Source organism: Pseudomonas sp. 3A(2025), from assembly GCF_054589175.1.
The window spans coordinates 67,851-81,102 of record NZ_BAAILM010000016.1; the positions used below are offsets into that span (position 1 = coordinate 67,851).

Here is a 13,252-nt window from a genome sequence, read left to right on the forward strand (position 1 = left end):
GCACACCTCACATTATTCCAGATCGCCATTACGGTAATCCCGATCTGCAAATGTGACCAGATGTTTATCGCGGGCTGGCCGGCCGTGGTAAATCCACCTTGGGAAAGCGTTCCCATTGCCGGGTTTCAATCACATCGGCAGTGTCCAGCAACCAGCGCAGGATACGCACTGTCAGTTGCTGCTCAAGAGCCGCATGCTCTTCACTCCCGGCCAGATTGTGCTGCTCGTGCGGGTCGCTGAGGCGGTGATACAGCTCGCTGGGCTCGTACAGACGCCAGACATAGGTCCATTCGCGATTGCGCAGCGCGACCACCTTGCCCACCAGTTCAGGCCGGTCGTGTTGCAACTGGCTCTTGATGTCGTACGGAAACGGACCGCGTTCCAGCAGGTCAGCCTCTTCGATGCGAAAACCGCCTTCGCTGAAGGCCTCGTCACGGTGGCTGGCCGCCGGATCGAACAGGCAGGCAGCAAAGCTGCGGCCGAACTGTGCATGGGTCACCGGCACATCCGCCAGCGCCAACAGGGTCGGGAACACGTCGATCAGCTCGACCAGCGCCTCGCTATACCCACCCGCAGCCAGTCCGGGACCGGCGACGATCAGTGGCGTGCGCACCAGACATTCGTCGACGCCGGCCGGCCATTTTTCCACCAGGCCGAAATCACCGAGGTATTCACCGTGGTCGGCGAAGAAGGTCACGAAGGTGTTGTCGGCTTCGCCAAGGCCATCGAGCAAGCGCCCGACCTGGCTGTCGAGGCGCGAAATCATCCCGTAATACACCGCGCGGATCTCGCGCCACTGCGACTCATCAAGGCCATCCCAGCCATGCCGCCGTGCCAGCTCGGCATAGAAGCCGGCCCTAGGCCCGCTGGCCACGCGCGGCGGCTCGACGCTGTCACGCGGGTACAGCGAGAACCACGGCTGCTCGACGGCAAACGGCGGGTGCGGAAAGATCAGCGGGATATACAGCACCCAGGGTTTGTCCGGCGGCGTCTTTAGCCACTGCTCGGCGGTGCGCACCGTGGCTTCGTCGAAATCGACTGTGCTCTGCGGCCGCTCGCCCCGGTAATGGGCCCGCGCCATGGCTTCATCGGGCTGGCCATGATTGCGACCCATGAAATCGGCAAAAGTATTCAGCGCAGGGTCGGCAAAACCGTGCTCGTCCAGCGCAAGCTCAGCGGCGCCAGCGGCAAAGGTATCGCCCCGCGCCCCGGCGTGCACCACGTGATAACCCGCCTCCTTGAAGCTGCGCAGAAAGTTGGGCTCCTGCGGGTCGAGCAGATACTGCAACGAGCGATGGCCGTTCACGTGCGGGTAGCGCCCCGACAGAAACGACACCCGCGACGGCGAGCAGACGCTGTGCTGGGTAAACGCTTCGCCGAAACGCACGCCACGTGCCGCCAGACGCTCCAGGTGCGGGGTGTGCACCGGGCTGTACGGGTTGAAGCCCGGCAAGCAATCGACGCGCAACTGATCGGCGACGATCACCACGAAGTTTGGCCGGCTCATCAGAAGTCCTTGCGCACTTGCACACCAAAGTAGCGCTGGTCATCACGCGGCACCATGCGGTTGATGCCGTTGGTGCTCGACATCAACAGCGGTGCATAGGAGCGGTCGGCGAGGTTGCGCGCCAGCAATGCCACGCGCCAGCCTTCGCTGTAGTCGGCCAGGGCCACGCTGGCGTTCCAGATGCCGTAGGCGCCCTGCCTGGTGTCGATGTTTTGGTCGAGGCTGTACTGCACTTCGCTTTGCCAGCTGTAGTCGCTGCTCAGCTCGACATCCAGGCCGTTTTCCAGCGGGATGCTGTAGTCGGCACGCACATAGCTTTTCCAGTCCGGCGAGAACGGCAGCGGCTTGCCATTGATGTTGCAACTGGCCGCTGCACCGGCCGGGCACTGGAAGTCGTCGATGCGGGCACGGGTGTAGGCCAGGGCCGCGCTGAGCTTGAGCTGGCGGGTGGCCTGGTAAGTCAGGTCCAGCTCGGCGCCTTCGCTGCGCACCGAGCCTGCGTTGATCAGCCGGGTCACCGGCGAGCCGCCGACCTGGTCGAAGAAGTTGGCCTGATAGTTATCGTAGTCGGTGCGGAACAACGCCAGGTTGGCGGTCAGACGGCGCTCCAGCGCGGTGCTTTTCAGACCGATTTCCCAGCTGTTGGAGGTTTCCGGGTCCAGCGCCTCGGTGTCCGGGGCGTACATCTGGAAGTACACATTGTAGGCCGGGCCCTTGTAGCCGCGCGAATAGGTGACATAGCCGGTCAGGTCATCGGTGAAGTCATGCTGCAAGCCCAGGCGGCCGGAGACGCCAGTGTCGCTGTGCGAACCGCTGGAGGCGAACGAGGGGCGCATGGCGCGCAGGGTCAGCGGCGAGGTCGAGACGCGCTGGTGATCGTATTCCACCTCATCGCGGGTGAAACGCAGGCCGACAATGCCGCGCCAGTCATCGGTGAAATTCAGCGTGCTTTCGCCGAACAGCGCATAACTGTCGTTGGTGGCGCTGAACTTGCCACGCGCCGACTGGGCATCGCCGAGGGTCACCAGCTGGCGCAGGTAGTTCTCTTTCGATTCGCCGTGATACAGGTAGACGCCCGCCACGTATTCGAGGAACTGGCCGGTGGGTGAGGCCAGCCGCACTTCCTGGCTGAACTGGTCGTAGTCGACGGTGCCGCGGTCATGCAGGGCATCGACCGGTAAGCCGGCCAGGCGGTCCTGATCCTGGTTGAGCAGGTTATCCCAGCCACGCCACGCTGTGATCGAAGTCAAGGTATGCGAGCCCAGCGTCCAGTCGATCTGCGCCGACAGGCCTTTATGCGTGTCTTCGGCATAGGTGCGGTAATCGTTTTCCACGTCGCGGTTGGCGGTGCTGGCCCGGTTTGGCGCAAAGCCTGCGGAAAAGCTGCTGTTGGTGTTGTAAGGCACACCATTGGGGTTGGTACTGCGTGACTCGCTGTAGTCGCCGATCAGGGTGATGCGCAGGTCTTCATTGGGGTCGAACTGCAACTTGCCGCGCAGCCCCTTGCTGTCGTAACCGTTGACCTTGTCGCCGGTGTAGGTGTTGCGCACGTTGCCGTCGTAGTCGCCCCACAAGGTGCTCAACGACGCCTTGACGTTATCGGTCAGCGCGCCGCCAATGCCAAAGCGCAGGCGCTGTTCGTTGCTCTTGCCGAAAAACGAGTAGTCGGCATAGCCACGGGTTTTCTCGGGAATGTCGCGGCTGACCACGTTCACCACGCCGGCCGAGGCGTTGCGACCGAACAGCGTGCCTTGAGGGCCGCGCAGCACTTCGACGCGCTCCACTTCCATCAGGTCCAGTGTCGCCTGACCCGGACGACCGTAGACCACGCCATCGATCACCGTCGAAACACTGGGCTCGACGCCTGGAGAAGTGGAAATGGTGCCGACGCCACGCACGAACAACGAGGTGTCTTTGCTCGATGAAGCAGTACGAAAGTTCAGGGTCGGCACGCGCTGGGCAATACCGGCCACACCGTTGCGGTTTTCACGCTCCAGTTGCTCACCGTCGACCACCGAAACCGCCACCGGCACTTTTTGCAGGGTCGATTCGCGGCGGGTCGCGGTCACGGTGACCGCCTTGAGGGCGGTGTCGGCCTGTGGAGTATCGACAGGGCGTGAGGCCACCACCTCGGCCTGGCACAACAGCGGCATCAGGGTCAGTGCGGCAAGGGGAATCAGGGACTGCTTCATGGTCAAGGCTCGTGCGGACGCGGCTAAGGTTATTCGTTTTTGGTCTTTTGGCCCCAGGCAACGGCCACTGGATAATGCAGCCGCTCGCGGTCCATCAAGGATGGCGGGGCGCTTGTTGTAGCAAGACGTCCCGGCAGCGGGAAATTCATTAATCGCATCACAGGCATGACTCAAAGGTCTGACCATGGACTTACGCCAACTCCGGCACTTTCTGGCCCTGGCCCGGCACCTCAATTTCACCCGCGCAGCGGAAGCTGCGTGCATCACGCAGTCGGCGTTCAGCCGCAGTATCCAGGGACTGGAAAACGAACTGGGCGGCCCGCTGGTCGAACGCGGCAGCCGCGGCGTGGTACTGACCGCCAAGGGCGAGGCGCTACGCACCCGCGCCAGTCGTTTGCTCGACGACGCCAGCACCCTGCGCGATGAGATGGCCGCCAGCCAAAACCTCGCGACCCCCAGCCGCCTGAGCTTCGGCGTCGGCCCGTTAGTGGCGGCACGCTTGGTGCCTGAGGCGCTGGCGGTGTTTGTCGGCGACTTTGCGCAGACCGCGCTGGATGTGCGGGTAGACAAACCCTCGCACCTGCTGGAGCTGCTCGATGAGGGCGACATCAGTTTTCTGGTCGCCGACCTGCGGCACATGGAGATTGGCACCCGCTATCTGGTGCAGCCGCTGCGCTTTCGCCGCTTCGGCCTGTTCTGCCGCCGCGGGCACCCGTTGCTCGACAACCCGGCGCCACGCTTCAGGCAACTGGTGGATTACCCTCGGGTAAGCGCCATGCTGCCGCTGGAACTGCGCGACCTGTTGCAGGAACAGTGGCGCGGGCCGGGACCGGCGCTGAACCTTGAGACCCAATACAACGACCTGCTGCCAAGGCTGGTGGCCGGCTCTGACAGCATTGGCGTGGTGCAACTGGAAGTCATCGACAGCCTGACCCGCACCGGCGAATTCCAGCGCCTGCGTTGCCACGACGAACCCGCGCTATTGCGCGACGGCGGCGCGTGCTTTGTCATCGTCCAGCGCGCCGACCAGCCGCTGAGCGCCGAGGCCCGATTCATGATCGAGGCCTTGCTGGAGATCGACGAGTCAGCGATTACCGTCGCGGCGTGACGGCCACGTATCAATCCTGCGCCTTGCCATTGGCGTCATAACGCGGCCAGGGCGAGGCGCCTTGGCGAGCGACGGCCTGTTCGACAAAGCGCGGTTCAATCCATTGTACGACGTCGACCGGCTTGCGGATCAGGCGCAGCTCACTCGCCTGGCGCTGGCTGTCCTGCAGGCTGGTGAGGAGAAAATCATCCAGGCGCGGCGAAAAGCGAAAGCGCGGGTCCGAGCCCTTGCTCTCTTCCTGCGCCAGCGCCAGTGGAATACCACTGCTGTGTTCCTGCTCGACCAGGTATTGCTGATACCCGGCCGGGTCGGACAACTGGCCGGCAATGTCGACCAGCGTATTGACCAGTGTCTGCGTGGCCTGTGGATAACGCTCGATGAAGTCCTGAGTCGCCAGCGTGGTGCCCTGCACCGTGGCCTGCGCCGACAGCGTCTGGGTACTCAGCGCAATCACCATGCCCTTGTCGCGCAGGCTAAGCACATTGAAGTTGGACCAGGTGGCGTCGATCTGCCCGGCCAGCAAAGCCGATGCCGCTGCTGTCCAGTCCATGCTGATGATCTTCAGGTCCTGTTCACGCAATCCGGCCTGCGCCAGCAAGCGGCCGAACGAGAGTTGATCGGCGGTACCGCGATAAAGCCCCACGCGCTTGCCTTTCAGATCCTCGACCCGGGTGATGTTCGCCTCCGGGCGGCTGGCCAAAAACATGTTGCTGCCCCGTGAGCCGATCAGTACGCGGGTCTGCAAACCGCTGGAGCGTCCGATAATGGCCGCCAGATCACCGAGGCCGACCACGTCCAGTTGCCCGTTGGCCAGCGCTTCGTTGATCGCCGGCCCCGCGCCCCGGAAGAAATGCCATTCGATGCGCGTGCCGCTGCCGGCAAAGGCTTTTTCCAGTAGCTGCTGACGTTGCGCGACACCCAGTGCACCGGGCGAGTAAGGCTTGTTGCGGGTACTGAGGTCCGGCACACCGATGCGGATGACTTCCGGTGCCTGCTCGGCGTGGGCGGCGCTGATGCTCAGCCAGGCGGTCAGCAACAGCAACACGCTGCGCAAGGTGCGAGATACAACGGTCATTGGGCAATGTCCTTCACAGGGTGAGCGGGCAGCGGCCGTTGCTCTTCCAGCACGGCGGCACGACGCACCCGGCGAATGTCTGGAAAGTAGTCCGACACGGCCAGATGCTGGGTGCTGCGATTATCCCAGATCGCGGCATAGCCGGCCTGCCAGCGCCAGCGCAACTGAAAGGCCGGGTTTTCCAGATGCTGGAACAACAGCTCCAGTAAGGCCCGCGATTCGGGCGGCGTCAGGCCGGCAATGTGCGAGGTGAAGGCGCGATTGACAAACAACGCCGGCCGCCCGGACACCGGATGGCGGCGCACCACCGGATGGCGGGTCGGCGGCGGCAGGCGCAGCAGGTTGTCGAGCAGGCCCGGTTGTTCCAGTTTGCTGGCGTAATCCAGCGCCGGAAACACGCTGTGGATCGCCTCCAGGCCATCGAGCAGCGAACGCAACGGCGCCGACAGCGCCTGATAAGCGGCCTCGGCATCGACCCACAAGGTATCGCCGCCGACCTCGGGAATGGTCTCGGCGTGCAGCACGCCGTATTTCAACGGCCGCTCGGCAAAGGTCACGTCGGCATGCCAGGTATCGTTCGCCCCCTTGCGCGTGTCGTCGTAGTTGAACACCACCAGTTCCTGAGCCTCGGCATGGGTCTGGAAGGTCGGATGCACGTGCAACTCGCCAAGCCGTGCGGCAAAGTCGCGCTGCTGCAAGGCCGTCCATTGTTGTTCGGGGAAGAACAGCACTTTATGGCGCACCAGCGCGGCTTCAAGCTGCGCCAGTTGCACGTCATCCAGAGCGTGCAGTTGGACACCCGCCACCTGAGCACCCAGCAGCGGGCCCAGGCGGGTGAGGTGGTCGAAATGATTGCTGTCGCTGGTTGCAGGCTGCACGTGTCGCCCTCACGAATCCGAAAACAGAGGGCAACGACTCTAGGCAGGCGATGGCCTGCACGACCAATGCATTGCAGGTATGGGCGCCATGCAGCGCCCGACTGCCGGCCGGTTTATTTTCCTGGCTCGGCCGGCCGCTCGGTAATCACCTGCGCCAGGCCATCGGTGCCGCGCCAGCGGCGCACCGACTTCTGGAAGAACTGGCTGTTGGGCACCTGCACCAGTGCACCGCCGTGTTCGGGCATTTCGATCAGGGTGGTGAACATCAGGTTGATGGCGGTGACCCGGCCCTTGACGCCGGGCTTGTCGAGGGTGTCGACCAGCTCGACGATGTCGCCGATACGAAACGGCCCGATGGTGTAGATCAGCACCGCGCACAGCAGGTTGGACAGCACGCTCCACATGGCGAAGAAGGCCACCGCTGCCACGGCGACAAAGCCCGACAGCGCGGTCCACAGCACCGTGGCCGAGACGCCGAGACGTCCCAGCACGATGACGCAGGCGCTGCCCATGATGAACCAGCGCAAGCCGCCACGGACCGGCATCAACAGCTCCGGCGGCAATGGGTAACGCTCACCCAGGCGGGTAATGAAACGCCCGACCACGCGCTGGGCCAGGTAACCCACCAGCAGAATCAACAGCACCTGCAAGCCCAGCAGGATCGGTTCGACCCAGTGAGTCGGCAGCGCAAAACCAAACACTTCCATCAACCTCTTGCCTCGTTTACGTTTTCAGAGGCGCCCTCAGGACAATGCCTCCAGCTCGGCCTGCATGGTTTCCAGCACTTCGAGTGCTTCCATCCAGCCCTCTTCCAGCTCGGCCTCACGCACTTTCAAACGGGCCTGTTCGGCCAGCAGTTCGCGCAGCTTGTCTTTGCTGGCGGCCTCGTAAATGGCGCTGTCGGCCAGGCCATGTTCGATTCTGGCCAGTTTTTCCTGCACATCGCCCAGCTCTTTTTCCAGCTTGTCGGCCTGGCGCTTGTGCGGCGCCAGTTGCTGACGCAATGCCGCGGCCTGCTGACGCTGAGCCTTTTTATCGGTCTTGTCGGCATTGACCGGCGTGTTGCTGGCCGGTGCATGGCGCAGACGATAATCGGCCAGCCAACGGGTGTAATCGTCCAGGTCGCCATCGAAGGTTTCGACCCGGCCATCGGCGACCAGCAGAAAGTCGTCAGTGGTGCTTTTGAGCAAGTGCCGATCGTGAGACACCACCAGCACCGCACCGCTGAACTCTTGCAAGGCCATGGTCAGCGCCAGGCGCATTTCCAGGTCCAGATGGTTGGTCGGTTCGTCGAGCAGCAACAGGTTGGGCTTTTCCCAGGCAATCAGGGCCAGCGCCAGGCGGGCCTTTTCGCCACCGGAAAAATTCAGCACCGGCTCGTCGAGCCGCGCACCACGGAAGTCGAAACCGCCGAGAAAATCGCGCAGGGTCTGTTCGCGCTCGGTGGGCGCCAGGCGTTGCAAGTGCAGCAGCGGCGTGGCCTTGGCGTCCAGCGAGTCGAGCTGGTGCTGGGCAAAATAGCCGACCGAGAGGTTTTCACCGCGTTGCAGGCGCCCGCTGATGGGCTCAAGTTCGCCGGCCAGGTTCTTGATCAGGGTCGACTTGCCCGCGCCGTTGGGGCCGAGCAGGCCGATGCGTGCACCGGGCACCAGTTGCAGCTTGACCTTCTCCAGGATGACCTTGTCGCCATAACCCAGACGCGCGTCAGACAAGTCCAGCAGTGGTCGCGACAGCTTGTCCGACTCACGGAAAACGAAGTTGAACGGCGAGTCGACGTGGGCTGCCGACAGCTCTTCCATGCGCTCCAGTGCCTTGATGCGGCTCTGTGCCTGGCGGGCTTTGGTGGCCTGGGCCTTGAAGCGCGCGATGTATTTTTCCATGTGCGCACGCTGCACTTGCTGCTTCTCGTAGGCCTGTTGCTGCTGGGCCAGACGTTCGGCACGGGCGCGTTCGAAGGCGCTGTAGCCGCCGCGATACAGGGTGATCTTGCGTTGCTCGACATGGGCGATGTGATCGACCACGGCATCGAGAAAATCACGGTCGTGGGAGATCAGCAGCAAAGTGCCCGGATAACCCTTGAGCCAGTCTTCGAGCCACAGGATGGCGTCGAGGTCCAGGTGGTTGGTCGGTTCGTCGAGCAGCAACAGGTCGGAGGGGCACATCAGCGCCTGCGCCAGGTTCAGGCGCATGCGCCAGCCCCCGGAGAAGCTGCCAACCGGGCGCTCCATCTGTTCATTGCTGAAGCCCAGCCCGGCCAGCAGCTTGCGCGCGCGGGCATCGGCGGTGTAGCCGTCGGCGCTGTCGAACTCGGCGTGCAAACGTGCTAAAGCCGTACCGTCGTGGGCCGCTTCGGCATCGATCAACTGGCGCTGGACATCGCGCAGCAGCAGGTCGCCGTCGAGCACATAGTCGACGGCCAGGCGCTCGAGGGTTTCGATTTCCTGGCGCATGTGCGCGATACGCCAGTCGGCAGGCAAGTGGCAATCGCCGGAATCGGGGCTCAGCTCGCCACGCAACAAAGCGAAGAGGCTGGATTTACCGGCGCCATTGGCACCGATCAGACCGGCTTTCTGGCCGGCGTGCAGGGTCAACTCGGCGTTTTCTAGCAGACGCTGAGGGCCACGCTGTAAGGTAAGGTCTTGAATTCGAATCATGATGGCGGCGGAGTTTACCAGCTTCGTCCCGGACGGGGTTGACCACTATGCCTGTTGATCTATGGAGTTTCACCCTCGATTTCTATGCACGACCCGGTGTCGAGCAGGCATGCCTGCGGCTTCAGGCCCAAGGGGCGGATGTCTGCGTGGTGCTGATGGGCGTGTGGCTGGGGTATCGCGGGGTGCGCTGCAGCACGGCAAGACTGGCGGCAATCGCCACGACTGCAAGCACTTGGCAAGCGCAGGTGGTCGAGCCTTTACGCGCCTTGCGCACACAATGGCGTCAGGCAGCCGCAAGCGATAGTGCGCTTGCTGCACTGCGCGCGCAGGTCAAGGCACTGGAGCTGAAGGCCGAGCAAACCTTGCTGGAACGGTTACAGGCAGTGGCCGGCGATTGGCCAGAAGAGCAGGCTTACGAAGTGCAGGCCTGGCTTGAAGGGCTGGCGGCAAATGCCGGTCGGCAGGACCGCGACGCACTGCAAATGCTGTGCGACGCGGCCCACATGACGCTCAAACAGGCTTAGGAAGCGCTGCCTGGAGTCACGTCGCTAGCGGCCGAAGGTGCAGCAGCCGGCGTGGTTGCCGGTGTGCTGGCAGGCTGAGCCGCGGGGGCTGGTGCTGCCGGGGCTGCGGCTTTGGCAGCAACTGGCGCTTTGGCAGGCTTGGCAGCAGCAGCTTTGGCTGGGGCCTTGGCGGCAGCCGGCTTGGCAGCGGCGGCTTTGACCGGCGCCTTTTCAGCAGCCGGCTTGGCGGCAGCGGTTTTGGCCGGGGCTTTGGTAGCAGCCGGCTTGGCAGCGGCTTTCACCGGGGCTTTTTCAGCGGCAGGCTTGGCTGCAGCAGTTTTGGCTGGGGCTTTGGCTGCAGCCGGCTTGGCAGCAGCGGCTTTGGCCGGCGCTTTTTCGGCAACAGGCTTGGCAGCGGCTGTTTTAGCTGGCGCTTTGGCGGCAGCCGGTTTTGCAGCCGCGGTTTTAGCCGGGGCTTTCTCGGCGACTGGCTTGGCGGCGGCAGCCTTGGCGGCAGGCTTGGCAGCGGCGGTTTTGGCAGGTGCCTTGGTCGCTACAGGCTTGGCAGCCGCTTTTTCGGCGGGGGCAGCAGCGGCTTTGGCAGCAGACTTGGCAACGACCTTGCTCGCGGCAGGCTTGGCGGCACGGGTAGTCAGCGCCTTGCCGACCGCTTCTTTAACGCGGCCTACGCCCTGGGCCAGTTTCAGGCTTTCCTGAACATCGCGCTTGAGTTGCTGAATGTAAGTGCGCGTTTCGGTCTGACGATCTTTGAGGGTATCAAGCAGCTCTTCGAGTTCGTCAACGACTGCCTTGCTCTTGGCTTGCGCCTTGGCTTTACCGGCAGTGGCTGCGTCTTGCACCTTGGTGCGCGATTTGTGCAGTTTTTCCTGAGCCTTGACCCGTTGTTTTTCCAGCTTGGCGAGCAGTTTCTCGGCATCAGCCAAAGCGGTGGAGCAGGCGTCTTCCAGATGGTCGAGCAAGCTGCCCGACAATTGTTGGAGCAGATGCAGTGGAGTGGTTACTGGCTTCTTGGTGGCCGACATGACTTACCTCCGGGGTGGCGAAATAGCGGCTCATACTAGACCTCTGCATGCAGCGCCGCTAGGGCTGTTGACCGTATTACAAGGCCGCTGTTGCATGGCGCACACAATGTTTGATGACACTGTGTGCATCGCCTGAAAAATTTCACCTGCGCGGTCATCTCCGCAAGCCTGCCGGTACTGGCATAATTGCTGCCTTCTCAGGCTGGAGAGCATCCATGTCGCGCTACCTGTTAACGTCGTTATTGCTTGTGCTGCCGCTGGCACAGGCTGCCGAACCCCCGGCTTCCAACGACGCTCATGATCTGGCTTACAGCCTTGGCGCAAGCCTGGGTGAACGCATGCGCCAGGAAGTGCCAGACCTGGAGTTGAACGCTCTGGTCGACGGTTTGAGACAGGCTTATCAAGGCAAGCCCCTGGCGCTCAAGCAGGCGCGTATCGACAAGATTCTGGCTGACCACGATGCAGCGATGGCGCAAGCCGAAGCCGCCGGCACCGACTCGCAGACCGAAGCTGCGCTCAGCGCAGAGCGGCGCTTCATGGACACCGAGAAAGCCAAGCCTGGGGTCAAGGTACTGGCCGATGGCATCCTGATGACCGAGCTGGTGCCCGGCAATGGCCCCAAACCCGATGCCAATGGCCGGGTCGAGGTCCGCTATGTGGGTCATCTGCCTGACGGCACGGTGTTCGACCAGAGCACTCAGCCGCAATGGTTTCGCCTGGACAGCGTGATCAGCGGCTGGACCACCGCGTTGCAGGACATGCCGACCGGCGCGAAGTGGCGTCTGGTGATTCCGTCGGCACAAGCTTACGGTGCCGAGGGCGCAGGTGACCTGATCGACCCGTTCACACCTTTGGTGTTCGAGATCGAACTGATCGCTGTATCGCAGTGATGCAGGACCGGCAAGCCGGTCCATGAAACCTCAGGCCTGAACGGCGGCCTGCTCTTTATGCGAGGTGTGCAACACCTCGATCAGGCAGTCTTCAAGTTCGAAGCGCTCGTGCAGCAATCCGCCCAGCGTCTTGAACTCGCTGGCGCAATCGGCTGAAGAATCGCCGTGGTCGCAGTGATCGTTGAAGGCCAGGGCCAGTTGCGTCAGGGCCTCGAGGCGCGGGATAAGCGTATCGGCCAGTTCCAGCCCGCGCTCGTCGTTGAAGGCCTTGGCCTCGTTGCTCAGTTGTTCGTAGACCTCGAAGTGCCCCGCCGACACGTAGTCGACCAGCAATTGGCAAAACGTCTGTTTGGCCTTGTGATCCCTCAGGGATTCGGGCGTTCCGCCCAGCACATCATAGGCCTGGATTAGTTCATGACGATTGTGAAGCCAACGATCGATCAGCAGATTGACCCCACCCCAGCGTTCCTGAGCATTCTGACAACTTTCCAGCATGATGATCTCTCTTCCCTTCAGGGGGCATGCAGTCCTGTACCGGCATCAAGTCGTACCCGATCTGTGTAAACCGAGCCTGAATGAGCGTCATGACAACAGACATAAATTGACGCGTGCGAGCCAGATTATGCCCGCAGGATAAGGCCATCAAGTTCAGAGGTCGAGAAAGTTCATACAAGCGTTTGATCGTCGGGCACTATTTTGCGCCGCATTTGCGCCAGCAGCGGGTACAGCGCCAGCAGGATCAAGCCGACAAAAGCCAGCAGGCTCCACTCCGGCAGGCTGATGCCAAACAATGACCAGTTGATCTCGGCGCAGCGGATCAGCTCGTCGTTCAGGCGCTCGCCCCAGGCAGACAACTGCAACGAGTCGAAGCCCTGTTCAAGGCGCGCGCTCATCAAACCCAGTTGTTCGGGTGTCGACGTTTGCAAACCTATATGTGCACCCGCAACCCCTGCGCCGAACAGCGCCATGATCAGTAACCCTGTCGCGTAGCGAGGCCAGCCACGCGCTGTCGGCCCATGCAGGGCAGCCACCAGGCAGGCCAGGCCACAGACGACCAGCAGGGCGCGCTGCCATTGGCACAACAGGCAAGGATTCAGGCCGTAGGTGTATTGCAGGTAGACCGCCGCGCCGACGGAGATTGCGCAGGCGATGAACGCCAGAAAGAACAGGAAGCGCGTGCGGGCCAGATGCATGGCAAATCCGTAACAAGAAACGAAGGTCGTTACGGTAGAGGAAAGCGCCCGGCCCTTTCAAGGCAACAAACTATCGGTGCGTAGACAGATAAGTACAGAAACAATCACAAACGATTGAGGGTTTATTACATTTTCGTGTAGGAATTATCCGAATAAAGACATTTTGCCGCAGGCCAACGCGGTGTTCACGCAAGCAAACGCTTGCGTGA

Annotated in this window: 12 protein-coding genes; 3 read left to right on the top strand and 9 right to left on the bottom strand. The window is 62.5% G+C overall.

All coding sequences use genetic code 11. The annotated features are described in order from the left end of the window. Positions 1-64: 64 nt before the first annotated feature. Together ACYP2A_RS05515 and ACYP2A_RS05520 are read right to left on the bottom strand one after the other, a co-directional pair. Complete coding sequence (locus tag ACYP2A_RS05515; RefSeq protein ID WP_459743479.1) at positions 65-1,507, bottom strand: sulfatase-like hydrolase/transferase; 1,443 nt, start codon at positions 1,505-1,507, stop codon at positions 65-67. After that, the gene (locus tag ACYP2A_RS05520; RefSeq protein WP_459743481.1) at positions 1,507-3,699 is read right to left on the bottom strand and encodes a TonB-dependent receptor; all 2,193 of its coding nucleotides are present in this window, start codon (positions 3,697-3,699) and stop codon (positions 1,507-1,509) included. Before ACYP2A_RS05520 ends, ACYP2A_RS05515 begins: the two co-directional genes overlap by 1 nt. A 184-nt stretch (positions 3,700-3,883) precedes the next feature. Between ACYP2A_RS05520 and ACYP2A_RS05525 the strand changes: the two genes are divergently transcribed. After that, the gene (locus ACYP2A_RS05525; protein ID WP_459743483.1) at positions 3,884-4,807 is read left to right on the top strand and encodes a LysR family transcriptional regulator; all 924 of its coding nucleotides are present in this window, start codon (positions 3,884-3,886) and stop codon (positions 4,805-4,807) included. A gap of 10 nt (positions 4,808-4,817) precedes the next feature. Here the strand turns inward: ACYP2A_RS05525 and ACYP2A_RS05530 are convergent, their stop codons facing one another. The 4 genes from ACYP2A_RS05530 to ACYP2A_RS05545 form a co-directional block, all read right to left on the bottom strand. Further along, positions 4,818-5,882 (bottom strand): ABC transporter substrate-binding protein, encoded by a 1,065-nt coding sequence (locus ACYP2A_RS05530; protein WP_459743484.1) that lies wholly within the window; start codon positions 5,880-5,882, stop codon positions 4,818-4,820. After that, on the bottom strand, positions 5,879-6,760 hold the full coding sequence (locus ACYP2A_RS05535) for a TauD/TfdA family dioxygenase (protein ID WP_459743486.1): 882 nt from the start codon (positions 6,758-6,760) through the stop codon (positions 5,879-5,881). The genes ACYP2A_RS05530 and ACYP2A_RS05535 overlap by 4 nt, the downstream gene beginning before the upstream one ends. Before the next feature lie 113 nt (positions 6,761-6,873). Next, positions 6,874-7,467, bottom strand: a complete 594-nt coding sequence (locus ACYP2A_RS05540; RefSeq protein WP_459743488.1) for a mechanosensitive ion channel domain-containing protein — start codon at positions 7,465-7,467, stop codon at positions 6,874-6,876. Between the two features lie 36 nt (positions 7,468-7,503). Further along, positions 7,504-9,414 (bottom strand): ATP-binding cassette domain-containing protein, encoded by a 1,911-nt coding sequence (locus ACYP2A_RS05545; RefSeq protein ID WP_459743490.1) that lies wholly within the window; start codon positions 9,412-9,414, stop codon positions 7,504-7,506. A 47-nt stretch (positions 9,415-9,461) separates the two neighbouring features. Here ACYP2A_RS05545 and ACYP2A_RS05550 point away from each other — a divergent pair, with 47 nt between their 5' ends. After that, complete coding sequence (locus tag ACYP2A_RS05550) at positions 9,462-9,938, top strand: TIGR02444 family protein (RefSeq protein WP_459743491.1); 477 nt, start codon at positions 9,462-9,464, stop codon at positions 9,936-9,938. Here ACYP2A_RS05550 and ACYP2A_RS05555 read toward each other — a convergent pair. After that, entirely contained in the window at positions 9,935-10,960 is a 1,026-nt protein-coding gene (locus ACYP2A_RS05555; protein WP_459743493.1) for an AlgP family protein, read from the bottom strand. The two genes, ACYP2A_RS05550 and ACYP2A_RS05555, sit on opposite strands and share 4 nt — an antisense overlap. 215 nt (positions 10,961-11,175) lie before the next feature. Between ACYP2A_RS05555 and ACYP2A_RS05560 the strand changes: the two genes are divergently transcribed. Continuing rightward, complete coding sequence (locus ACYP2A_RS05560) at positions 11,176-11,850, top strand: FKBP-type peptidyl-prolyl cis-trans isomerase (protein ID WP_459743495.1); 675 nt, start codon at positions 11,176-11,178, stop codon at positions 11,848-11,850. Between the two features lie 30 nt (positions 11,851-11,880). Here ACYP2A_RS05560 and rsd read toward each other — a convergent pair whose 3' ends face one another. Continuing rightward, positions 11,881-12,345, bottom strand: coding sequence for a sigma D regulator (gene rsd, locus ACYP2A_RS05565; RefSeq protein WP_459743497.1), 465 nt, complete (start codon positions 12,343-12,345; stop codon positions 11,881-11,883). Positions 12,346-12,515: 170 nt separating this feature from the next. After that, positions 12,516-13,043 (bottom strand): disulfide bond formation protein B, encoded by a 528-nt coding sequence (locus ACYP2A_RS05570; RefSeq protein WP_459743499.1) that lies wholly within the window; start codon positions 13,041-13,043, stop codon positions 12,516-12,518. Positions 13,044-13,252 lie beyond the last annotated feature (209 nt).

Bases quoted from the DNA above. Each gene is read 5' to 3' on its own strand.
- ACYP2A_RS05515 (WP_459743479.1), bottom strand. From the start codon at position 1,507: ATGAGCCGGCCAAACTTCGTGGTGATCGTCGCCGATCAGTTGCGCGTC.
- ACYP2A_RS05520 (WP_459743481.1), bottom strand. From the start codon at position 3,699: ATGAAGCAGTCCCTGATTCCCCTTGCCGCACTGACCCTGATGCCGCTG.
- ACYP2A_RS05525 (WP_459743483.1), top strand. From the start codon at position 3,884: ATGGACTTACGCCAACTCCGGCACTTTCTGGCCCTGGCCCGGCACCTC.
- ACYP2A_RS05530 (WP_459743484.1), bottom strand. From the start codon at position 5,882: ATGACCGTTGTATCTCGCACCTTGCGCAGCGTGTTGCTGTTGCTGACC.
- ACYP2A_RS05540 (WP_459743488.1), bottom strand. From the start codon at position 7,467: ATGGAAGTGTTTGGTTTTGCGCTGCCGACTCACTGGGTCGAACCGATC.
- ACYP2A_RS05545 (WP_459743490.1), bottom strand. From the start codon at position 9,414: ATGATTCGAATTCAAGACCTTACCTTACAGCGTGGCCCTCAGCGTCTG.
- ACYP2A_RS05550 (WP_459743491.1), top strand. From the start codon at position 9,462: ATGCCTGTTGATCTATGGAGTTTCACCCTCGATTTCTATGCACGACCC.
- ACYP2A_RS05555 (WP_459743493.1), bottom strand. From the start codon at position 10,960: ATGTCGGCCACCAAGAAGCCAGTAACCACTCCACTGCATCTGCTCCAA.
- ACYP2A_RS05560 (WP_459743495.1), top strand. From the start codon at position 11,176: ATGTCGCGCTACCTGTTAACGTCGTTATTGCTTGTGCTGCCGCTGGCA.
- rsd (WP_459743497.1), bottom strand. From the start codon at position 12,345: ATGCTGGAAAGTTGTCAGAATGCTCAGGAACGCTGGGGTGGGGTCAAT.
- ACYP2A_RS05570 (WP_459743499.1), bottom strand. From the start codon at position 13,043: ATGCATCTGGCCCGCACGCGCTTCCTGTTCTTTCTGGCGTTCATCGCC.